Raw genomic sequence first — 21,477 nt, 5'->3', positions numbered from 1 at the left:
GGCCCGTGTCCTCCGGTGGGAGGACACGGGCCCGGGGTCTCGAAGGCGCCCTCTCGGGGGCGGCGCGGATCAGAACAGACGGAGGGTGTCGGGTTCGATGCCGCGGAGCTCGTCGTAGTCCAGGACCACGCACGAGATGCCGCGGTCCTCTGCCAGGACCTTGGCCTGGGGCTTGATCTCCTGGGCGGCGAACACGCCGGTGACCGGGGCCAGGGACGGGTCGCGGTTGAGCAGCTCCAGGTAGCGGGTGAGCTGTTCGACGCCGTCGATGTCGCCGCGGCGCTTCAGCTCCACCGCGACGGTCCTGTTCTCGCCGTCGCGGCACAGGATGTCCACCGGACCGATCGCGGTGGGGTACTCGCGGCGGATGAGCGTGTAGCCCTCACCGAGCGTGGTGATGTGCTCGGCCAACAGCTCCTGCAGGTGTGCCTCGACCCCGTCCTTTTGCAGGCCGGGGTCCTTGCCGAGTTCGTGCGAGGAGTCGTGCATGATCTCCTCCATCGTCAGCACGAGCTTCTCGCCGGACTTGTCGTGCGTGACCGTCCACACGTCCGGGCCGTCCTCGACGGTCTCCTCCCGCAGTTTGCACGGAGGATTCATCCAGTTCAGCGGCTTGAACGCCCGATCGTCGGCGTGGATGGACACGCTCCCGTCCGCCTTGATGAGGATCAGGCGGGGAGCCATGGGCAGGTGGGCGGTGAGCCGGCCGGCATAGTCGACGCTGCACCGCGCGATGACAAGACGCACGGGACGTCACGTTACCGCCTCCGGTGGGCTCCCGGGGACGGTTCGGGGCGTTGCGGGACAAGACCGAAGCACCCTCCCGTCGGGTGGCCGGCCCTAGGCTGTTCGGATGCTCATGCGCAACCGTTGGGTCGTCCTGTCCATCAGCATGGTCGCGCAGGTGGCGAGTGTCTCGGCGATCTTCGGGATCCCGGTGGTCCTACCGCGGCTGCGCGAGGACTTCGGGGTGAGCACCGCCCAGGCCGGCGTGCTGGCCGGCCTGCCGTCCTTCGGGCTACTGCTCACCCTGCTGATCTGGGGTGTGGTCATCGATCGGGTGGGGGAGCGCGGCACCATGGCGCTCAGTCTGTCCCTGACCGCGGGAACACTCGGGCTGCTGTGGATCGCGCCAGGCCTGTGGTCGGTGGCGGCGGTGTTCCTGTTGCTCGGCGCGGTCGGTGGTCCCGTCAACGCCGCCAGCGGCCGTTTGGTGCTCACCTGGTTCACGGCGAAGGAACGCGGCCTGGCGATGGGCATCCGACAATCGGGGTTGCCGGTGGGGGTCGGTCTGTCCGCGCTGGTGCTGCCCGGCGCCGCCGAGGCCTGGGGGTTCGTGGGGGCCATGACCCTGCCGGCACTGCTCTCCCTGGTGGCGGTCCCCCTGGTCCTGGCCATGCCGACGGAACCGCCCCGGACCGGACGATCGCCAAGCACACAGGAACACGAGCGGGAGGCCGCAGGCGTCCCGCCTCGTTCGCCCTACCGGGAGTGGACGATCTGGCGTGTGCACGGTGTGAGCATGCTCCTGGGGGTTCCCCAGGTCACGTTGATGACCTATGCCGTCCTCTACCTCGTACAGGAACAGGGGTGGGGCGCGCCCGCCGCCGGCGTCGTGGTCGCCGCCGCGCAGGTGCCGGGCGCGGTCGGACGTCTGGTCCTGGGCGCGGTCTCCGACCGCACCGGTGAACGCATGCGGCCCGTCCGCGCCCTCGCGGTGTCCGGCACCCTCGTCCTGCTCCTGCTCACGTTCCTGCCACAGGTCTGGTCGTGGAGCGCGGTGCCGCTGGTGCTCGTCTGCCTGGTCCTGACCATGTGGCACAACGGGTTGACCTTCACTTCGGTGGCGGAGATCGCCGGTACCGCGTGGGCCGGTCGGGCGCTCGCCGTGCAGAACTGGCTGCAGGCGATCAGCACCACGCTCACCCCACTGCTCATGGCCGTGGTCATCACGGTGGCCGGGCTGCCCTGGGTGTTCGCGGTGGGCGCGGTCTTCGCCGCGGCGGCGATCGCGGTGGTCCCGGCGGGGCGCCGGCCGACCCCCGGTCGGACTACCAGCGAGTAGGGCGGAACGGGTACCGGTGCGCGGTCTTGTGGGGCAGGGCGTCTAAAGTGGGGCCCATGGTGCAGGAATTCAAGAAGGTCGGCGTCGTTGGACTGGGCACGATGGGTGCGGGCATCGCTGAGGTGTTCGCCCGTGCGGGCTTCAACGTCGTCGGGGTCGAGATCGACCAGGCCGCCCTCGACCGCGGCCGAGGTCACGTGGACAAGTCCCTCTCTCGTGCGGTCGACAAGGGCAAACTCACCGAGGAGGAACGCTCCGAGATCGACGCGCGCTTCACGTTCAGCGCGTCCCGCGAGGACCTGGCCGACGTGGACTTCGTCGTCGAGGCCGTCCCCGAGCGCATGGACATCAAACGCGACGTGTTCGGCGACCTCGACCGGATCTGCGCTCCCGGCACGATCCTCGCGACCAACACGTCCTCACTGTCCGTCACCGAGATCGCCGCGCTGACCGACCGCCCCGAGAAGGTCGTCGGTCTGCACTTCTTCAACCCGGCCCCGGTCATGAAGCTGGCCGAGGTCATCACCACCGTCTCCACCGCCGACGAGACCGTCGACGTCGTCACCGAGGTCGCCAAGCGCATCGGCAAGACCCCGATCACCGTCGGCGACCGCGGTGGTTTCGTGGCCAACGCCCTGCTGGTGCCCTACATCAACGACGGCATCCGTCTCTACGAGCGCCAGATCGCCACCCGTGAGGAGATCGACGAGTCCGTCAAGAAGGCCGCCGGCCTGCCGATGGGCCCGCTCACCCTCGCCGACCTGGTCGGCCTGGACGTGTGCCTGGCCGTCATGGACGTGCTGTGGGAGGAGTTCCGCGACCCGCGTTACTCCGCGTCCCCGCTGCTGCGCCGCATGGTGGCCGCCGGCCGTCTCGGTCGCAAGAGCGGACAGGGCTTCTACAAGGGCAAGGACGACGCCCCCGAGCCCCAGCGCACCGGTCGTCTCGCCCAGATGGTCCGCGAGGAGGAGACCCTCGACATCGGCGAGATGCTCATCGCGGCGCAGATCGACGACGCCATGCGCATGATCGGCGACGGTTACGCCTCCGCCAAGGACGTCGACACCGCCATGCGGTTCGGCTGCGGCTACCCCAAGGGCCCGACCGAGCTGCTGGAGGACCGCGGCGCCGAGTCCGTCATCACCACCCTGGTGTCGATGGGCGAGTACGGCCTCACCACCATCGCGGTGCCCGCCCCGCTGCTCATGGACCGCCTGCCCGACATGGAGGAGTCCGAGGGCCACGGCGGCTGCGCCTGCCACGCCTGATCGCTTTCGGGTGGGGCCTTCGTCGCGCGTCGGCCGTCATCGCGCCCCAGGGTGTGATGGCGGCCACTGTCGTCTCTCTTCTACCCTTGAAGGGTGAGCCCGCGCCGAAACAGCCCCCGCCGTAAGTCCGGCCGTAAGGCGGCCGCCGGTCCCCCCGACGAGGACGCCCTCATGCTGCGCATCACCGGGGGGCAACGCCGTGAGACCGGACCGGACGGTGAGTACGTCACCCGCCGCATCCCGGGATCGGCCGCCACCAAGGTCTACCGTTGTCCCGGCTGTGCCCAGGAGATACCCACCGGCATGCCCCACGTGGTCGCCTGGCGCCCCTACGGCGACGGCGGCGATCGGCGACACTGGCACTCCTCCTGCTGGGAACGGCGCTCCCACCGCTCACCCAGGGCCCCTCGATACTGATTCCGGACCCCACCGAAGAAGGAGCCATGGAGATCCGAGCCACCACGGTGCTGCCCGCCGATCGGCGCCCCGTCACCCTGCACACCGCCGACGGTCTGGAACTGGTCGGGGAACTGGCGATGCCCGAGGGCGGGAAGCCGGCCGCCACCATCGTGTGCCTGCACCCGTTGCCCACCGCCGAGGGCATGATGGACAGCCACGTGCTGCGCAAGGCGTCCTTCCGGCTGCCGGCGTTGGCCGACATCGCGGTTCTGCGATTCAACACCCGGGGCACGACCTCCCGGCACGGCGCCAGCCAGGGCGAGTTCGGCGAGGGGGAGGCGGAGAAGCACGACGTGCTCGCCGCCATCGAGTTCACCGAGTTCGAGGAGCTCCCCGAACCCTGGCTCCTGGGCTGGTCCTTCGGCACCGAACTGGCGCTCAAGTGGGGCTGCGACCCCCAGGTGAAGGGCGCCATACTGCTGTCCCCGCCGCTGCACCGGGCCGATGAGTCGGACATGTCGGTGTGGGCCGAGTCCGGCAAGCCGGTGGTGGCGCTGGTCCCCGAACACGACGACTTCCTCAAGCCCGAGGAGGCCCGCGAACGGTTCGCCCCCCTCACCCAGGCGGAGATCATCGCGGTGGACGGCGCCAAGCACCTGTGGGTCGGCGAACCCTATGTGCGCCGCGTCCTCGACGAGGTCGTCAAGCGGGTCAACCCTGGGGCGTATCCGCTGCCCACCGAGTGGGACGGCCCCTGGGAGAAGGACACCGTATAGTTTCGCGCCTTCGCCGGCACCCGGCGGTGCCCGGACGAAAGCAGCCCCTGCCGCCGAGGTAGGAGTGCAACGCGAAGGGCCCGGAACCCCTGTGGGGGCCGGGCCCTTCACCGTGTCGGACGGTCACGCCACAAGGGGCGTGACTACTCCTGCCACCAGTCCTCGTCGTCGGCGCCCTTGCCGGAGTGGGCCGGCTGCTTGGCCTCCTCCGCCGGAGCTGCCGGAGCGGGCTCCTGCTGGATGGCCGCGGGCGCGGCGGCGGCCGGAGCGGCCGGCGCCGGAGCGGCGCCACCGCCACCGAGCAGCTGACGCAGCTGCTGCAGGTGCGACTGGATGCTGTCGCGCTGGCGGTTGAGCTCCTCGACCTCCTTCTTGGCGATCGCCATGATGCGGTTGGCCTCGGCCTTGGCATCGGAGACCTGGTGCTCGGCCTTGGCCTTGGCGTCGGCGTCGATCTGAGCGGCGTTCTTCTTGGCGTTGCCGACCAGCGTCTTGGCGTGGTTCTCGGCCTCGCGGCGGGTGTGCTCGGCCTGCTGGCTGGCCTTGGTGGCGCGCTCCTCGGCGCTGCGGGCGCGCTCCTCGGCCTCGCTGACCATCTGCTGGGTGGCGGCCTGGGCGGCGGCCAGACGCTCGGCGTCCTGACGCTCGGCCTCGGCACGACGGTCGGCCAGCTGAAGCTCGAACTGGTCTTCGGTCTCGGTGCGACGGGCCTCGGACTCGGCGTAGGCGCGCTCGGCGTTCTTGCGCAGCTCCTCGGCCTGGCTCTTGGCGGACTGGATCGTCTCGTCGCGCTCGCGCTTGGCGGCGGCGCGGGCCTGGGCGCACTCACGCTCGGTGGTGGTGCGCAGCTTGGCGATCTCGCCCTCGAAGGTGGCGCGCTTCTCGGCGATCTCGTGGTCGACGGCGGAGCGCTTCTTCTGGACCTCGCGCTCGGTGGTGGAGGCCAGCTCGTCGGCCTCGCGGCGGGCCGTGGTGCTGATCTCCTCCGCCTCGGACTCGGCGGACTGGCGCTGCTCGTCGGCCTCGCGCTGGGCGAGCGTGCGGACCTCGGTGGCCTCGGACTCGGCGGCGGCGCGCATCTCCGCGGCCTCGATCTTGGCGGCCGAACGAATGTCGTTGGCGTCGATCTGGGCGCCCTGGACGAGCTCGTTGGCCTGTTCCTCGGCCAGACGGAGCAGCTCCTCGATGCGCGAGCCCAGGCCGGAGTAGGTGGGACGCTCGCGCTCCTGGAGCTGGCGCTGCTTGGAGTTCAGCTCGGCCTTGTACTTCTCGGCCGCGCTGTTGGCCTCCTTGACCTCGTTGCGGAGCCCGTCGAGGTAGTCCTGCACCTGGTTGCGGTCAAAGCCACGCAACACCACGTCGAACTCGGGCGGAGCGTTGTCTTCGTCGAAGATGTTGTTGAGCTGGGTGTCGATGTTGTTTGACGACATGTGGCGGAATCCTGAACGGGTGCGAGACGGCTACTTGTACTTGCGTACTGCCGGGGACGGCAGGAGGGAACTGCGGTGCCCCCGGGACGGTGTGAGTCCGGGGTACGTGCGCCGAAGGTGTGGGCGGATGGGTGCGGTGGTCGACCCTGGCCGGATACGAGGGCCGATCCGGTCGGTGTCGCTGGTGGTTATGGCCGCCCCGGTTCACGACCGGACTGCAAGACATGGACCAACGCCGGAAGAAAAGTACATCCGGCAGCTAGCCGACTTTATCAAGCGTGCAACACCGGGGAAGGGGGTTTGGTGTAACTTCCGGTGGGGTCCAAGGTCGGCCGCTCCCGCGGAAGTCAATACGTGATGCGTTCGGGACGTCACCGTGACTTCGTCGGTCCGGTCGATCATGGGGCGTTCCCTCAGTGCGAGCCTTGCACCAATTCGGTCAGAACGCCACCGCAGTCCTTCGGGTGGAGGAAAACGATCCGTGAGCCGGCGGTGCCGGCGCGCGGTTCGGCGTCCAGGACCCGTACCCCGCGCTCACCGATCCCCTTCGCGCTCGCGGCCACGTCGGTGGTGCCGAACGCGAGGTGGTGCACCCCCTCGCCGTTGCGCTCCAGGAACTTCGCGACCGGGGAGTCGTCACGGGTCGGCTCCAGCAGCTGGAGGTAGGTCGCGCCGCCGTCGTCGGTGCCGTTGACCCGCAGCATCGCCTCGCGTACGCCCTGCTCTTCGTTCACCTCCTCGTGCTCGACCTCGAAGCCGTACGTGAGCCGGTAGAAGTCGATGGAGGCGTCCAGGTCCTTGCAGGCGATACCCACGTGGTCCAGGCGGGTCAGCCCGGAGAACGGGCCGGTGGGAACGGGTGCGTCGCTCACGGGTGAACCTCTCGAACGTCGATGTGATCCGTGTGGGTATCGTTGCAGACCAGGTGCGTCACCCATCACTTGGAGGCCAGTTAAGATGCCCGGTTCCGTCATCGTCGGTGGGGCACGGACCCCCACCGGCCGACTCCTCGGCTCCCTCGCCGGGTTCTCCGCCGCAGACCTGGGCGGCTTCGCGATCAAGGCCGCGCTGGAGCGTGCCGGCATCAGCGGCGAACAGGTCGGATACGTGGTCATGGGGCAGGTGCTGCAGGCCGGCGCTGGCCAGATCCCGTCCCGTCAGGCCGCCGTCAAGGGCGGTATCCCCATGGACGTCCCCTCGGTGACCATCAACAAGGTCTGCCTGTCGGGCCTGGACGCGATCGCCCTCGCCGACCAGCTCATCGCCGCGGGCGAGTTCGACATCGTGGTCGCCGGCGGTATGGAGTCCATGACGAACGCCCCGCACCTGCTGCCCAAGTCCCGTAAGGGCTACAAGTACGGTTCCATCGAGGTCCTGGACGCCACCGCGCACGACGGCCTCACCGATTCCTTCGAGGGCGACTCCATGGGCGCCTCCACCGAGCGCCACAACGGCAGGCTCGGCATCGAGCGCCCCGAGCAGGACGCCTTCGCCGCCCGCTCGCACCAGCGTGCCGCCGCGGCCGCCGAGAAGGGCCTGTTCGACGAGGAGATCGTCCCCGTCGAGATCCCGCAGCGCAAGGGCGACCCGGTCGTCTTCTCGCACGACGAGGGCGTCCGCCCGGACACCACGGCCGAGAGCCTGGGCAGGCTGCGCCCGGCCTTCGACCGCGACGGCACCATCACCGCCGGCTCCTCCTCGCAGATCTCGGACGGCGCCGCCGCGGTGGTCGTGATGAGCCGGGCCAAGGCCGAGGAGCTCGGCGCCCCGATCCTCGCCGAGATCGGCGCGCACGGAAACGTCGCCGGCCCCGACAACTCCCTGCACTCCCAGCCCTCCAACGCCATCAAGCACGCCCTGGGCAAGGCGGGCAAGAAGGTGGAGGACCTGGACCTCATCGAGATCAACGAGGCCTTCGCCGCGGTGGGCCTGCAGTCCACCGAGGACCTCGGCGTCTCCGAGGACATCGTCAACGTCAACGGCGGCGCCATCGCGATCGGTCACCCGATCGGCGCCTCCGGTGCCCGCATCGCCCTGCACCTGGTGTACGAGCTGCGCCGGCGCGGCGGTGGCCTGGGTGCCGCGGCCCTGTGCGGCGGCGGTGGCCAGGGCGACGCCCTGCTGTTCTCGGTGCCCGCCGAGTAACGACCGAACGACGACCGAACGAACCTGTGCGGCCAGGGCCACCCCCGAACGGTCGCACGACGCACCTGTCCACCGCGGGGCGGAAGGCCACGAGCCTCCGCCCCGCGCGGTACTTCTCGAGGAGTCACATGAACGCCCCCCAGCTGGTCGAACGGGTCCGCGGTGGTGACCGCCGGGCCCTGGCCCGCGCGATCACCCTGGTGGAGAACGGTGCCGAGGAGCTGCGCCCCATCATGGCGGGGTTGGCGCCCCACACGGGCCGGGCCCATGTGGTCGGCTTCACCGGCTCGCCGGGGGTGGGCAAGTCCACCACCACCAACGCCGTGGTGCGTGCCGCGAGGGCTCAGGGAAGGTCGGTCGCCGTCCTGGCGGTGGACCCCTCCTCGCCGTTCACCGGCGGCGCCCTGCTGGGAGACCGGGTGCGGATGCAGGAGCACTCCGCCGACCCCGAGGTGTACATCCGTTCCATGGCCAACCGGGGCCATCTGGGCGGGCTGTCGTGGGCGACACCGCACGCGCTGCGGGTGCTCGACGCGGCCGGGTTCGACGTCATCCTCGTGGAGACCGTGGGGGTGGGCCAGTCGGAGGTCGACATCGCGAGTCAGGCGGACACCACCGTGGTACTGAGTGCTCCCGGGATGGGCGACGCCGTCCAGGCAGCCAAGGCCGGCGTGCTCGAGGTCGGCGACGTGTTCGCGATCAACAAGGCCGACCGGGACGGCGCCAAGTCGACCCTGCGCGAGCTGCGCCAGATGATCGCGATGAAGGACCGCACCGACCAGGAGTGGAAGCCGCCGATCGTCATGACGGTGGCCTCCCGGGACGAGGGCGTGGGCGAGCTGTGGGAGCGCGTCGAACAGCACTTCGCCCACCTGGAGGCCTCCGGTGAGCTCACCGAACGGCGCCGTGCCCGTGCGCGGGGCGAGGTCGAGGCCATCGTGCTGGAGCTGCTGCGCGCACGCCTGGGCGGGGTGGGGGCCGACGGTGGCCTGGACACCCTCGCCCGCGAGGTGGCCGCGGGCGATCGCGACCCCTACACCGCCGCCGACCTGCTGCTCAAGGAGCTGGGCGCCGACCCGATTCCGTGACCGGGGCGAGGACCTCGCGCAGGACACCGGCGAACGCGTCCGGATCCTCCATGAACCCCCCGTGGCCCCCTGGGAACACCACGGGGACGGTGTCGAGCAGTTCCGCCAGAGCACGGGTGGTCCGGTCGGTGATCAGACCACCCGAGGCCGTCCCCAACGCGGGGACCACCCGTGCGGACCCGGCGGTGATCCGCGCGGGGTCGACCCGGTGGCGCACGGTGCCTCGGAGTTCGTGGACGTAGAACCGGCGGTCGTTCTCTCCGTCGTCCGCTCCGTCCTCTTCCTCGGCCGCGCCGGGGCCGAACCCCTCCGTGCCTTCCTCCGGTACGGGGAAGCCCGCGTTGATCATGAACCGGCGCCAGGCGGCCCCCGCGCCGTCCCGCCGGTAGGTCGCGATGATCTCTTCGGTGACCGCGAACTGTTCCTCCGCCTCCGGTAGCAGCCCGAGCAGCGGGGGCTCGTGCGCCACGATGGTGCGGGCCCGGTCGGCGTGGCGCTCGGCCAGTGCCAAGGTGGTCACGGCCCCGCCGCTGGAGCCGAGGATGTCGGCCTCGGTGGCGCCCAGGTCGTTCAGGATCGCGACGAGGTCGTCGGCGCGCGCCTCGGGCGTGGAGTCCTGGGCGGGGTCGTCGAGCACGCTGCGACCGATGCCCCTCGGGTCGTGGGTGACCACGGTGTGGGTGCCGGAGAGCGCTTCCGCCAGTGGCGTGAACAGGTCGGCGCCCATCGGCGCCCCGGTCAGGATCAGGAACGGTCCCTCACCGTGGACCTCGTAGTGGAGGATCCCGTCCGGGACCCTCAGGGTGTGCGTACCGGTCATGTCCGGCTCCCTTCGCTCCGGGCCGCCGCCGAGGGCGACCTCACCCGTATGGACCGGTCCTGCCCGTCGAATTCATCGCCCACCCGAGAGTCGGCGCACCCGAAAAGCGTCCCCGAAAAGATGGAGGGCCGGGACGGACCGTCGCACGTCGGTCCGCCCCGGCCTGGCGGCGGTGCTCCCCGGATCAGAGCACCGACGCCGCCTCGACCCGTTCGGCGTACGGCCGAACGGGGGTCTTCGCTACCGGTCGCCCAACGCCGCGTCGATCGCGGTGATGAGGCTTCCGTCGGCGTCGTCGCCGTCGATGGACCAGATCATGACGCCGCCCAGGCCGTTGTCCAGAGCCCAATCGGTCTTCTGCGTCATGGCGACCTCGTCGTCGTAGGTCCAGAAGGTCTCGCCGTCGTAGAGCCACGCTGTACCGAGATCGTCGTCGCGGTGCACATCGAAGCCGCTCAGGTCCTTGAGGACCTTCCAGTCCTCGGTGCCGTCCGCGTAGGTGCCCGGGGCGGGCCCCTCGGCGGATCGGAACAGCCCGTCGCCGTTCGGTCCGGGCTCAACGCCCGTCCATCCCTGGCCGTAGAACGGCACGCCCAGAACGATCTTGGCGGGATCGACCCCGCGCTCCACGTACGCCTGGAGGTTGGTCTCGGCGGAGATCACGTCGCCGGGGTCGTTCGGGTCGGGCGCCAGGTTGGACTGGTGATTGGTGACCGTCTCCCAGGTGCCGTGGTAGTCATAGCCCTGCACGGTGATGAAGTCGAAGTCGGTCATGACCTCGTCCAACTCGTAGCCGCTGTCCAGTCGCCAGGCACCCGCGGGCATGAACGAGCTCAACTCGAAGTGCCGCCCGGTCTCCTCGCCCAACTCGTCGAGTTGTTCGCGGAACTCGCGGACCAGGGCGGTGAAGTTCTCCCGGTCCTCGGGTCGCACCTCATTGTCGGGGTGGCCCTCGGAACCGGGCCACTCCCAGTCCAGGTCGATACCGTCGAAGATCCCGTAGGCGACGCCCTCCCCGCCGGTGCCGTCGATCTCGGGGAGGTTCCCGCGCAGGTACAGGTCGACACAGGAGCTCACCAGGCGTTCACGGGATTCGGGGGTCGCCACCGCGTCGGAGAAGTTCTTGGACCAGTTCCAGCCGCCCAGGGAGATGGCGACGGCCAGTTCGGGGTGCAGCTCCTTGAGCTTGCGCAGCTGGTTGAAGTTGCCGCGCAGGGGCTGGCCGGGGCCGTCCGCGGCGCCGTCGACGCTCTCCGCTGCGGGGACCACCCGGCCGTAGTCGGCGAGGGCGTCGCCCTCCTCCGGTTCGTCGGTCATGAAGCACTCGCCGTCGGTACCGACGTTGCCGAACGCGTAGTTGATGTGCGTGAGCTTGTCGGCGCTGCCCGATCCCACCAGGTCGCGGACGTGGTAGTCGCGCTCCTGCGGGCCCCACTGGGTGAAGTAGGCGACGTTCATCGCGTCGTGCCCGGGGCCGGGGGAGGGGGTGCCCGCGCAGTTCGCGCCGTTGATCGTGCAGTCCAGCAGGTGGGTGGCGCCATCGGAGTGGACGCCGTTGAAGCCGAAGCCGTAGGTGCCGCCGGCGGGAACGACCGCGCCCCAACGCGGGGGGGTGATGGTGTAGCCCTCACCCGAGGAGCCCGTGACGGAGGCGTTCCACAGTTCGTGGACCGCTCCGCCCTCGGGGAGGTCGAATTCGAGGGTCCAGTCGGTGAGGTCGGTGTCGGAGGCGTTGTGGACGGTGATCTCGCCGGTGTAACCGGTGTTCCAGCGGGCCGTCTCCACGTAGGTCACGGTGACGTCGGAGGCGTCGGCCTCCTGCGCGGTGGCGGGGGCCGAGGCCAGTGCGAGCGGTACCGCGAGCACCGCCGCGGTGGGAACCGCGAGTGTGTTCCTGAGTCGTCGTGCGCTCACGTCGGGGTCTCCTGGGGGCTTGTCAGGGGCCGAGTGTGGGACGAGGCCTTACTGACGTGGGGGGATTAATTTTTAGGAAACTTAACTAACAATTACGGGCGGCGTCAACGTCCGCGCGACGGGTTTCTTCGGGCGATCCGTGAAGTCGCAGGTCACCGTCGAGATTTTCGATGACGATCGGATTCGTCCCCGCTCCGTGGTGGGACCCGGTGCCGAGCGCACCGCCTAGAGTGACGGCGTGGGAAACCCTTTGAACCTTCCGTTCGACCCGATCGAACGCGCGCACGACAACTGGAGCCAAAGATGGGGCGCCTCGCCCGCGATGGCCGCGGTCACCTCGCTCATGCGCGCACAACAGATCCTCATCGGTGAGCTGGACGGCACCCTCAAGCCGTTCGGTCTGACCTTCGCGCGCTATGAGGCGCTGGTCCTGCTCACCTTCAGCGCCTCCGGGTCGCTGCCCCTGGGCAAGATCGGCGAACGCCTCATGGTGCATCCGACCAGCGTCACCAACACCATCGACCGCTTGGAGGGGCAGGGCTTCGTGCTGCGCAGGCCCAACCCCAGCGACGGTCGAGGTGTGCTGGCGGAGATCACCGAGTCGGGCCGCGAGGTCACCGAGGGGGCCACCCGGGCGCTCCTGGGCATGGACTTCGGGGTGGGCTGCTACTCCGAGGAGGAGTTGTGGCGCATGCACGAGATGTTCGTGCGGCTCCGCGTGGACTTCGGTGACTTCCCCGCCCCGGTGGCGGAGAAGGCGCGAGGCGCCTGACCGGCCGACCGCCGTTCGCGCCGTCACTTCCTTTTCTGTACATATTTAGTTGGACGTCCTACTATCCTTGTATGGCGAACAGCACAGGAGACCTCACCAACGGCGGCGAGGCCCGGGACATCGAGGCCGGGCGCGAGCGCTGGCAGCGCAGGTACGACACCGCCCGCAAACGCGACGCCGACTTCACCTCCCTGTCCGGCAAGCCCCTCGAACCCGTCTACGGACCGCGCCCCGGCGCCGAGGTCCCCGGTTTCGAACGCATCGGCTGGCCCGGCGAGTACCCCTACACACGAGGGCTCTATCCCACCGGCTACCGGGGCCGCGCCTGGACCATCCGTCAGTTCGCCGGCTTCGGCAACGCCACCCAGACCAACGAGCGCTACAAGATGATCCTCGCCTCCGGTGGCGGCGGGCTGTCCGTGGCCTTCGACATGCCCACGCTCATGGGCTACGACTCCGACTCCCCGCAAGCGCTGGGCGAGGTCGGTCACTGCGGTGTGGCCATCGACTCGGTCGCCGACATGGACCTGCTCTTCGACGGCATCCCCCTCGGTGAGACCACCACGTCCATGACCATCAGCGGTCCCGCCATCCCGGCGTTCTGCATGTACCTGGTGGCGGCCGAACGCCAGGGCGTCGACATCGGCACCCTCAACGGCACGCTGCAGACCGACATCTTCAAGGAGTACATCGCCCAGAAGGAGTGGCTGTACCCGCCCGAACCCCACCTGCGCCTCATCGGCGACCTGATGGAGTACTGCGCGGAGCACATCCCCGCCTTCAAGCCGCTGTCGGTCTCGGGCTACCACATCCGTGAGGCCGGGGCCACGGCCGCCCAGGAGCTCGCCTACACGCTGGCGGACGGTTTCGGCTACGTCGAACTCGGTCTGTCCCGCGGGCTGGACATCGACCGCTTCGCCCCGGGCCTGTCGTTCTTCTTCGACGCCCACATCGACTTCTTCGAGGAGATCGCCAAGTTCCGCGCCGCCCGCCGCATCTGGGCCCGCTGGATCCGCGACGTCTATGGAGCCAAGAGCGAGAAGGCCCAGTGGTTGCGGTTCCACACCCAGACCGCCGGAGTCTCGCTCACCGCGCAGCAGCCCTACAACAACGTGGTGCGCACCGCCGTGGAGGCCCTGTCGGCGGTCCTGGGCGGAACCAACTCGCTGCACACCAACGCGCTCGACGAGACCCTGGCCCTGCCCACCGAACAGTCCGCCGAGATCGCGCTGCGCACCCAACAGGTCCTCATGGAGGAGACCGGTGTGGTCAACGTCGCCGACCCGCTCGGCGGCTCCTGGTACGTGGAGGCCCTCACCGACGAGATCGAGGCCGAGGCCGAGCGGGTCTTCGCGCACATCCGCCACATGGGCGGCGGTGACGACGTCGAACACGCCATCGGTCCGATGACCTCCGGCATTCTCGCCGGAATCGACAACGGCTACTTCGGCGCCGAGATCGCCGAGTCCGCCTACCAGTACCAGCAGGCCCTGGAGAAGGGCGACAAGCGCATCGTCGGCGTCAACTGCCACACCAACACGGTCTCCGGCGAGCTCGACATCCTCAAGATCAGCCACGAGGTGGAACACGAGCAAAAGCGTGTCCTCACCGACCGCAAGGGCTCACGGGACCAGGCCGTCGTCGACCGCGCCCTGACCCGCCTCCTGGAGGGTGTGCGGGCCGACGAGGCAAACCTCATCCCGCTCATCATGGACGCGGCACGGGCCGAGGCGACCCTCGGCGAGATCTGCGCGACCATGGGCGAGGAGTTCGGCACCTACACCGAGGACCCGCAGTTCTGAGCTCCGTCGTCCGGCACGGTCCCTTCGCTTCGGCGAACCCCTGACCGTTGGCGTGCCCGAGGCGGTACGGAGTCCTCGTACCGTCTCGGGATGGGGCAGGATAGGGAGTATGCAGCCTTCGGACTTTTCACCGAACAGTGCGGTCGACCTCGGGGCGCGCAAGGCGGCCTTGGAACGTGAGGCCAAGCAGCGCGCCGACGAGTCGGCCGGTCGTACCAACCCCTACGCCGTCAACGTCGACGAGGCCACCTTCCAGCAGGTTCTGGAGAGCTCTCTGTCGGCGCCGGTCGTCCTCGCGGTCCTCGCGGGCTGGTCCGAGCAGTCCAAGCAGGTCGAGGACGCCCTGGACAACCTCTCCAAGGGATCCGGCGGCAACTGGATCCTGGGCAAGATCGACAGTGAGGCCAGCCCCCAGCTGGTGCAGGCGTTGCGCGTGCAGGGCGCCCCGAGCATCATCATCGCCGTCCAGGGTCAGGTCATGCCCTTGATGCAGGGTCCGGCGACGGAGGAGCAGCTCCGCGAGGGGCTCACCCAGGTCTTCGGTGCCCTGTCCGAGCAGGGCATGCTCCCGCCAGGGCACCCCGGCACGGTGGACGGCGACCCCTCCGCGATGCCGGAGGACCAGGGCGTTCCCGAACCCGAGGCCGACCCGGTCGACGTCGAGGCACAGGCCGCGCTGGAGCGTGGGGACTTCGACGCCGCCGCCGCGGTGTTCGAGAAGGCGCTGGCCGCCGACCCCAAGAACGCCGAGGTCAAGGCCAAGCTGGCGCAGGTGCGCCTGATCGGCCGGCTCCAGGACGTGGACCCCGAGGCCGCGTTGCAGGCCGCGGCCGACCGCCCGGACGACGTCGACGCCCAGATCACCGTGTCCGACGTCTTCATGTACGGCGGCAAGTTCGACGACGCCTTCGACCGCCTCATCGACACGGTCAAGCGCACCTCCGACGAGGACCGGAACAAGGCCCGCGAACACCTGTTGTCCCTGTTCGACCTGCTGCCGGCCGGGGACCCGCGCGTGGGCGCGGCTCGCCGCAAGCTCACCTCCGCCCTGTTCTGACCGGGTGACGGCCGGTGCCCGTTCTCCGAGATTTCTTCGAACGGTCACCGGCCGTAGATTTCCGCCTGTTTGTGCTCGTTCATGGCAAATCATGCGGTATTTGACGCAGTGAAGACGGGTGGGATGGTCACCCCCCTCTCCGGGTAAAGGAACTACACGGCGGGCCGCTCAGACGCGGTCCACAGTGCGACCGGGCAGGTGGACCATGACGACCGACGACACCCCGCATCTCGGCGGAGCCCCCGTCGTGACGATCTCGGCCACCTTCGGCGCAGGCGGCAGCGTCATCGGGCCGGCCATCGCCGCCCGACTCGGCGTTCCCTTCCTCGACCGCGCGGTCCCCAGCGCCGTCGCCGAACAGATCGGCTGCTCGCTCGACGAGGCCCTCCAACGCGACGACCGCGCCCCGGGCGGCCTCGAACGCCTCCTCGCCGGCGCCGCCCGACTGCCCACCGTCACCCTCGGCAGCGTCGACACCGCGTACTTCGGCGCCATGGACGACGAGGGTCGTCTCCTCTACGACCACGAGTTCGTCGAACAGACCGAACGGGTCATCAAGGACGTCGCCCACACCGGCGGGGTCGTCCTCGGCCGCGCCGCCGCGGTGGTCCTGGCCGACCACCCGGGCGCCCTGCACGTACGGCTGGACGGAAGCCGTCAGGCCCGTCTGCGTCGAGCCCGTCGCCTGTGGGAACGCGGGGACCGGGAGGAGTTCGGCGGCAAGGGGTGGGGCCCCACCCCGCCCACCGCGAAGCTGCTGGACGACAACGACCGTGCCCGCGCCGCCTACGTGCGTCGGTTCTACCGGGTCGATCCGGCCGATCCGAGCCATTACCACCTGGTGGTCGACTCCGCCGTGCTCTCCACCGACGCGTGTGCGGACATGGTGGTTCGGGCCGCCGAAGACCGGGCAAGCAAGGGGAATTAATGCGATTTTTTCCGAAGGCGTTAATTGTCACCTTGTGCTGACGTTCCCCCCTTGACTCGGGTAGGGTGAAGCGACTCGGTTGTGGGTTTCCAGCCAGCCCCCGGCCGTCAACCGAGCCCCCGCTTTCGAAGGCACCCCCTCGACGGATGCCACGGCGGGATGCGTCGCCGACACGGAAAACGGATCCGTGTTCCCGGCGCGCGAGAGCCGACCAGAGCCACCGGGGCGGATCCATGGCGTGCAGGGCCACAGCCGTTCCGGGGTCGGTACGTACGTCCACGGGAGGGGCCGCCGGTGCGCCCCGCGGACGGATGACACCAGCCAAAGCCAAGGAGCAACACGTGGCCACCCTTCCCAGCGTTTCCTACTCCATCACCGTCCGACTGGAACTGGACGCCGGAGGTAGCGCGGTCGGCAGCCTCACCAACGCGGTGGAGCAGGTCGGCGGCATGATCACCGCCCTCGACGTGGCGGCCGCTGGGCACGAGCGCATCCGCATCGACGTCACCTGCGCCGCCCGCGACACCGAGCACGCCCAGGCCATCGTCGACGCCCTCGGCGCCGTCGACGGGGTCATCGTCCACAAGGTCAGCGACCGCACCTTCCTCATGCACCTCGGTGGCAAGATCGAGATGAAGTCGAAGGTGCCGCTGCGCAACCGCGACGAACTCTCCATGGCCTACACCCCCGGCGTCGCCCGCGTCTCCCAGGCCATCGCAGCCAACAAGGACGACGCCCGCCGCCTCACCATCAAGCGCAACAGCGTCGCCGTGGTCACCGACGGCTCCGCCGTCCTGGGCCTGGGCAACATCGGCCCCGAGGCCGCCATGCCCGTCATGGAGGGCAAGGCCGCCCTGTTCAAACGCTTCTCCGACATCGACGCCTGGCCCATCGCCCTGGACACCCAGGACGTCGACGAGATCGTCCGAACCGTCCAGCTGATCGCCCCCGGGTTCGGCGGCATCAACCTGGAGGACATCTCCGCCCTGCGCTGCTTCGAGGTCGAGGCCCGTCTGCGTGAACTCCTGGACATCCCCGTCTTCCACGATGACCAGCACGGCACCGCCATCGTCGTCCTGGCCGCCCTGCGCAACGCCCTGCGCGTGGTCGGCAAGAAGCTGTCCGAGGTCCGCATCGTCATGTCCGGCGCCGGCGCTGCCGGTACCGCCATCCTCAAGCTGCTCATGCACGCCGGCGCGCGCGACATCATCGTCAACGACGTGCACGGCTCCGTCCACCCCGGACGCGAGGACCTGGACGACAACCTGAGCTGGATCGCCGAGCACACCAACCAGGACGGTTACGACGGCGACCTCAAGGGCGCCGTCGCCGGAGCCGACGTGTTCATCGGTGTCTCGGCCCCGAACCTGCTCGACGGCGGGGACATCGCCGAGATGAACGAGGACTCGATCATCTTCGCGCTGGCCAACCCCGACCCGGAGGTCGACCCCGACATCGCGCACCTGCACGCCGCGGTCGTGGCCACCGGACGCAGCGACTACCCGAACCAGATCAACAACGTGCTGGTCTTCCCCGGATTCTTCCGCGGCCTGCTGGACGCTCAGAGCCACAACGTCACCTCGGACATGATGGTCGCCGCCGCCGAGGCCCTCGCCGACGTCGTCACCGAGGACGAACTCGGTCCGAACTACATCATCCCGAGCGTCTTCCACTCGGAACTGTCCACACACGTGGCCAACGCGGTCCGTGAGGCCGCCCTGCGCGGCCAGGAGAGCAAGGACTGAAACACCTCGCCGAACCGTCCTGAGGGGGCGTCCGACCGGTCGCTTTTCGGGTAAAGGTGGACCATGGACCAGTCGACTCTGACCGGGCGCCTACTGGTGGCCGCCCCCTTGCTTCAGGAGGACTCCTTCCGCCGTTCGGTGGTGTTCGTCGTCGACGACGCCGCCGACGGCACCCTCGGGGTGATCCTCAACCGGCCGCTGGAACTTCCGGTGGACGAGGTCGTGAACTCGTGGGGCGCCTACGCCAGCTCCCCGGCGGTGATGTTCTCGGGTGGGCCGGTGGGCACCGACTCCGGTATCGCCCTGGGCAGCGCCGTCCCGGAGGAGGCGCCGCCGGGCTGGTCCCCGCTGGCGGGCCCGCTCCCCGGAACAGGACTGGACGGCGTGGGCGTTGTGGACCTGGACGGGCCGCCCGAGGTGCTCGGCTCCTCACTGGCCGAACTGCGCGTCTTCGCCGGGTACTCCGGTTGGGGTTCGGGGCAGCTCGAAGGGGAGATCGAGGAGGGCGCCTGGTTCGTGGTCGACGCCTTCGCCGACGACCTCTTCGGTGTCGCCCCCGAGGGGCTGTGGTCGCGGGTCCTGCGCCGACAGGGCGGAGAGATGGCCCTGTTGTCCACCTACCCGGACGATCCCACCATGAACTGAGCGCAGGCTTGTCCTCGGTGAGACTGAGACGGGCCGCCGCACCCTATACCGTGGGATCCAGACGTTGAAAGGTGTGAGGACGATGTCGATGGACGTCCTGAACAAGGTTCTTCCGGACAGCGAGACCAGGCCGGACATCTCGCACGACGATGGTGATCGCGAGCGATTCGCGCACTACGTGCAGAAGGAGAAGATCACCCAGAGCGCGGTGACCGGCGACCCGGTGATCGCCCTGTGCGGCAAGGTGTGGGTCCCCAACCGGGACCCGAAGAAGTTCCCCGTGTGCCCCGAGTGCAAGCAGGCGTACGAGGAGATGATGAAATAGGCGGCTCTTTCGGTCGCACTCGAAAGGCCTTGACCCACCCCACCGGGTGAGCCAAGGCCTTCGTCGTGTCCGCTACGGGCGGGGCGGTCAGACCTCGGTGCCCGCGGTTTCCACACCGTTGCGTCGGCGCGAGACCGCGATGGCCGCGCCACCCGCCGCCACGGCGACCGCGGCCGCCGCCAGCAGACCGGCCAGGGCGGTACCGGTGTTGGGCAGACCGGGCTTGCCGCCGCCCTCGCCGTCACCGGGGCCGGGGGTCGGTTCGCCGCCGCCACCGTTGCCGCCGCCCTCGCCGCCGCCGGGGACCTGGACGTTCTCGTCCACGCTCACGGCCAGGGAGATGGGGTCCAGCTGCTCGCCCTCGACGTAGAAGTCGGCGAAGGCGGGGACGCCTTCGGTGGTGAGGGCGGCCGGGATCGGTCCCCAGCTCAGGACGCCCTCGTCGACCTCGGCGTCGACGCCGGACAGGTCCAGGTCGGCCAGGGCGACGTCGTCGTAGGTGACGAGCTCGGCGTCGGTCAGGGACTTGCTGACCACGTCGGCGTACAGGGTGCCGGCCTCGCCGTCGATCTCCACGCGCGGGTCGGTGACGGACATGTACAGCAGGGGGTCGGCGTCACCGTAGATGTGGCCCTCGAAGAGCACGGTGCCGGTGAAGTCGATCTCGGCGGTGACGTCGTCCAGGTTCACCCCACCGGTGGCGTCGGTGAAGGAGAAGATCCCGTCGTCGCCACGGGTGGCGCCTTCCGAGGTGCTGATCTCACCGGCGGCGATGTTGCCCTCGATGTAGTTGCGGAAGGACTCCTTGACGCCCCAGTCGGCGCGACCGTTGAACACGGTCAGGTCGCCCTCGGGGAGCTCACCGCCGTCACCGTTCCCGTCGCCGTCACCATCGCCATCGTCGCCACCGTCGTCCTCGGTGGCGAAGGAGATCGGGGTCCACACGTCCTGGTCGCGGTTGCCGATGTCGGTGTGGTCGTTGAAGACCGCGATGTAGCACCGGGTCTCGACGCAGTCGTAGGTCGTCTCTTCGGCGTCGTAGGCACCGGACACCTCGACCTCGGTGGAGAAGATGCCCTCGTCACCGGGGGCGTCGGCCCCACGCAACCACACCGCGCCGGTGTGGTGCTCAGGGAAGGAGTCCGCCGACCGCTCGGCGGCGGTCAGGGCGACGTACACGCCCTGACCGGGACGGAAACCGGTGCCGTCGACGGTGACGGTCTCGCCCTCGGGGTTCAGCTCCTCGGTCTTGGAGACGGTGACCTTCGGATCATGGGCGGGTTCACCCGGATCGCCGGGCTCGCCGCCCTCCACGGCCGTGGTGGTGAAGGACAGCGGGTCCATCGCTTCGCCCGCACCATAGAATTCGGCGAAGGCCTCGACCGCGTCGGCGTGCAGGGTGCCCGCCTCGGAGGTGAAGGCGAGGTCGTCGCCGTCCACGACCAGCTCGGCGCCGGTCAGTTCGGCCACGGTGACCTCGCCGAACTCGATCAGGTCACCCGGGGGCACGTCCGGGTTCGCGCCGTTGAACTCGCGGCTGGTGACGTCGGCGTACACGGTGGCGGAGCCGTCGCCGTCGAACTCCACGCGCGGGTCGGCGACGTGGACCTCCAGGACCGCGCCCTGACCGTAGTCGTGGCCCGCGAAGACCACCCGGCCGCCGAAGCTCACCTCGCCGGAGGCGTCCTCCTTGGAGACGGAGCCGTCCACGGTCGGGAAGTCGAAGGTCCCGTCGTCGTTGACGCCGGCACCGTCGGACGCGGTGATCTCGCCCCCGGCGATGGGGCCGCCGATGTAGTTTCGGAAGGACTGCTTGACGCCCCAGGTGGCGGAACCGCCGTCCAGGGAGACGGGCGCCTCGTCGGCCATCGCGGCCGGGGCGGCCGCCACGGTGAGGGAGGCCCCGAGGGCCGCCGCGCTCACATAGGCGGTGAGGGAACGCAGAGCCCGCCGGGCTCTGCTGTCACCCTCGTGGGTTGAGTCGGTGCTCATGTGATCGGTGGTTCCAATCGTGTCGGGGGACTGGTGACCGGTCCCGATCGCGCGTCGGGTCCGGGATGGTGCGGGGGGCGGTGGGTTGGCGCTGAGCGGGCGCGACGGCACCCACCAAGGGAGAGCGGGGTCATGAGGGGGAGGCTCGGCCTCCGCCCGCTCAGGCGTGCACACTCGCGTGGGGCCTGAGCTCGATGTGGTCGGTGGGATCGGTGGGACCCCCGTTGCGAGTGCCCCGCCGTCCCTCGAAATCACGCGGTGGTCGGGTCTGCGTCGCTCGCGCGGCGTCGGGTCGCCACCAGCGCG

At 69.6% G+C, this 21,477-nt stretch carries 19 protein-coding genes; 13 read left to right on the top strand and 6 right to left on the bottom strand.

The annotated features are described in order from the left end of the window. Positions 1–69 precede the first annotated feature (69 nt). Entirely contained in the window at positions 70–747 is a 678-nt protein-coding gene (gene nucS, locus K8V84_RS22045; protein WP_304078211.1) for an endonuclease NucS, read from the bottom strand. Positions 748–853: 106 nt separating this feature from the next. Here nucS and K8V84_RS22040 point away from each other — a divergent pair, with 106 nt between their 5' ends. The 4 genes from K8V84_RS22040 (at position 854) to K8V84_RS22025 (ending at position 4,508) form a co-directional block, all read left to right on the top strand. Continuing rightward, entirely contained in the window at positions 854–2,065 is a 1,212-nt protein-coding gene (locus K8V84_RS22040) for an MFS transporter (protein ID WP_304078208.1), read from the top strand. A 56-nt stretch (positions 2,066–2,121) separates the two neighbouring features. Further along, positions 2,122–3,333, top strand: a complete 1,212-nt coding sequence (locus K8V84_RS22035) for a 3-hydroxybutyryl-CoA dehydrogenase (RefSeq protein WP_304078206.1) — start codon at positions 2,122–2,124, stop codon at positions 3,331–3,333. Between the two features lie 93 nt (positions 3,334–3,426). Further along, on the top strand, positions 3,427–3,750 hold the full coding sequence (locus K8V84_RS22030; RefSeq protein WP_304078204.1) for an ATP/GTP-binding protein: 324 nt from the start codon (positions 3,427–3,429) through the stop codon (positions 3,748–3,750). A gap of 26 nt (positions 3,751–3,776) precedes the next feature. Further along, complete coding sequence (locus K8V84_RS22025) at positions 3,777–4,508, top strand: alpha/beta hydrolase (protein ID WP_304078201.1); 732 nt, start codon at positions 3,777–3,779, stop codon at positions 4,506–4,508. Positions 4,509–4,651: 143 nt separating this feature from the next. Here K8V84_RS22025 and K8V84_RS22020 read toward each other — a convergent pair whose 3' ends face one another. Continuing rightward, positions 4,652–5,938, bottom strand: coding sequence for a DivIVA domain-containing protein (locus tag K8V84_RS22020; protein ID WP_304078198.1), 1,287 nt, complete (start codon positions 5,936–5,938; stop codon positions 4,652–4,654). Positions 5,939–6,351: 413 nt separating this feature from the next. Then, on the bottom strand, positions 6,352–6,810 hold the full coding sequence (gene mce / locus K8V84_RS22015) for a methylmalonyl-CoA epimerase (protein WP_304078195.1): 459 nt from the start codon (positions 6,808–6,810) through the stop codon (positions 6,352–6,354). Positions 6,811–6,895: 85 nt separating this feature from the next. On the opposite strand from mce, the gene K8V84_RS22010 reads away from it, so the two are divergent. Both K8V84_RS22010 and meaB read left to right on the top strand, forming a co-directional pair. Then, entirely contained in the window at positions 6,896–8,083 is a 1,188-nt protein-coding gene (locus K8V84_RS22010) for an acetyl-CoA C-acetyltransferase (protein ID WP_304078193.1), read from the top strand. A 128-nt stretch (positions 8,084–8,211) separates the two neighbouring features. Then, positions 8,212–9,171, top strand: coding sequence for a methylmalonyl Co-A mutase-associated GTPase MeaB (gene meaB, locus K8V84_RS22005; RefSeq protein WP_304078190.1), 960 nt, complete (start codon positions 8,212–8,214; stop codon positions 9,169–9,171). Here meaB and K8V84_RS22000 read toward each other — a convergent pair. Beyond that, positions 9,140–9,991 carry an alpha/beta fold hydrolase gene (locus K8V84_RS22000; RefSeq protein WP_304078187.1) on the bottom strand — a complete coding sequence of 284 codons (852 nt, stop codon included), beginning with the start codon at positions 9,989–9,991 and terminating at the stop codon, positions 9,140–9,142. The two genes, meaB and K8V84_RS22000, sit on opposite strands and share 32 nt — an antisense overlap. Positions 9,992–10,231: 240 nt before the next feature. After that, positions 10,232–11,905, bottom strand: coding sequence for a glycosyl hydrolase family 18 protein (locus K8V84_RS21995; RefSeq protein WP_304078185.1), 1,674 nt, complete (start codon positions 11,903–11,905; stop codon positions 10,232–10,234). Positions 11,906–12,155: 250 nt separating this feature from the next. Between K8V84_RS21995 and K8V84_RS21990 the strand changes: the two genes are divergently transcribed. From K8V84_RS21990 to K8V84_RS21960, 7 genes are all read left to right on the top strand, one after another. Then, positions 12,156–12,677 (top strand): MarR family transcriptional regulator, encoded by a 522-nt coding sequence (locus K8V84_RS21990; protein ID WP_304078226.1) that lies wholly within the window; start codon positions 12,156–12,158, stop codon positions 12,675–12,677. A 71-nt stretch (positions 12,678–12,748) separates the two neighbouring features. Then, a complete protein-coding gene (locus tag K8V84_RS21985; RefSeq protein WP_304078183.1) occupies positions 12,749–14,479 on the top strand; it encodes a methylmalonyl-CoA mutase in 1,731 nt (576 codons plus the stop codon). Positions 14,480–14,588: 109 nt separating this feature from the next. Further along, positions 14,589–15,536 (top strand): tetratricopeptide repeat protein, encoded by a 948-nt coding sequence (locus K8V84_RS21980; RefSeq protein ID WP_304078181.1) that lies wholly within the window; start codon positions 14,589–14,591, stop codon positions 15,534–15,536. Positions 15,537–15,741: 205 nt separating this feature from the next. After that, positions 15,742–16,464 carry an AAA family ATPase gene (locus tag K8V84_RS21975; protein ID WP_304078178.1) on the top strand — a complete coding sequence of 241 codons (723 nt, stop codon included), beginning with the start codon at positions 15,742–15,744 and terminating at the stop codon, positions 16,462–16,464. Positions 16,465–16,805: 341 nt separating this feature from the next. Next, on the top strand, positions 16,806–18,209 hold the full coding sequence (locus tag K8V84_RS21970; RefSeq protein WP_304078175.1) for an NAD-dependent malic enzyme: 1,404 nt from the start codon (positions 16,806–16,808) through the stop codon (positions 18,207–18,209). A gap of 63 nt (positions 18,210–18,272) precedes the next feature. Next, on the top strand, positions 18,273–18,854 hold the full coding sequence (locus tag K8V84_RS21965) for a YqgE/AlgH family protein (protein ID WP_304078171.1): 582 nt from the start codon (positions 18,273–18,275) through the stop codon (positions 18,852–18,854). A gap of 82 nt (positions 18,855–18,936) precedes the next feature. Next, positions 18,937–19,179: a DUF3039 domain-containing protein gene (locus K8V84_RS21960; protein ID WP_304078169.1), complete on the top strand. Its 243-nt coding sequence runs from the start codon at positions 18,937–18,939 to the stop codon at positions 19,177–19,179. A gap of 87 nt (positions 19,180–19,266) precedes the next feature. On the opposite strand, the gene K8V84_RS21955 is transcribed toward K8V84_RS21960, so the two are convergent. Next, complete coding sequence (locus tag K8V84_RS21955) at positions 19,267–21,171, bottom strand: HtaA domain-containing protein (RefSeq protein WP_304078166.1); 1,905 nt, start codon at positions 21,169–21,171, stop codon at positions 19,267–19,269. Positions 21,172–21,477 lie beyond the last annotated feature (306 nt).

Origin of the sequence: Nocardiopsis listeri (genome assembly GCF_020741345.1) — a bacterium.
Classification (GTDB): domain Bacteria; phylum Actinomycetota; class Actinomycetes; order Streptosporangiales; family Streptosporangiaceae; genus Nocardiopsis; species Nocardiopsis listeri_A.
This window is presented reverse-complemented; position numbering and strand designations above follow the sequence as displayed.

Excerpts from the sequence above, each read along its gene's own strand:
- K8V84_RS22040 (WP_304078208.1), top strand. The coding sequence starts at position 854 with ATGCTCATGCGCAACCGTTGGGTCGTCCTGTCCATCAGCATGGTCGCG.
- K8V84_RS22035 (WP_304078206.1), top strand. The coding sequence starts at position 2,122 with ATGGTGCAGGAATTCAAGAAGGTCGGCGTCGTTGGACTGGGCACGATG.
- K8V84_RS22025 (WP_304078201.1), top strand. The coding sequence starts at position 3,777 with ATGGAGATCCGAGCCACCACGGTGCTGCCCGCCGATCGGCGCCCCGTC.
- K8V84_RS22020 (WP_304078198.1), bottom strand. The coding sequence starts at position 5,938 with ATGTCGTCAAACAACATCGACACCCAGCTCAACAACATCTTCGACGAA.
- K8V84_RS22010 (WP_304078193.1), top strand. The coding sequence starts at position 6,896 with ATGCCCGGTTCCGTCATCGTCGGTGGGGCACGGACCCCCACCGGCCGA.
- meaB (WP_304078190.1), top strand. The coding sequence starts at position 8,212 with ATGAACGCCCCCCAGCTGGTCGAACGGGTCCGCGGTGGTGACCGCCGG.
- K8V84_RS22000 (WP_304078187.1), bottom strand. The coding sequence starts at position 9,991 with ATGACCGGTACGCACACCCTGAGGGTCCCGGACGGGATCCTCCACTAC.
- K8V84_RS21985 (WP_304078183.1), top strand. The coding sequence starts at position 12,749 with ATGGCGAACAGCACAGGAGACCTCACCAACGGCGGCGAGGCCCGGGAC.
- K8V84_RS21980 (WP_304078181.1), top strand. The coding sequence starts at position 14,589 with ATGCAGCCTTCGGACTTTTCACCGAACAGTGCGGTCGACCTCGGGGCG.
- K8V84_RS21975 (WP_304078178.1), top strand. The coding sequence starts at position 15,742 with ATGACGACCGACGACACCCCGCATCTCGGCGGAGCCCCCGTCGTGACG.
- K8V84_RS21965 (WP_304078171.1), top strand. The coding sequence starts at position 18,273 with ATGGACCAGTCGACTCTGACCGGGCGCCTACTGGTGGCCGCCCCCTTG.
- K8V84_RS21960 (WP_304078169.1), top strand. The coding sequence starts at position 18,937 with ATGTCGATGGACGTCCTGAACAAGGTTCTTCCGGACAGCGAGACCAGG.
- K8V84_RS21955 (WP_304078166.1), bottom strand. The coding sequence starts at position 21,171 with ATGAGCACCGACTCAACCCACGAGGGTGACAGCAGAGCCCGGCGGGCT.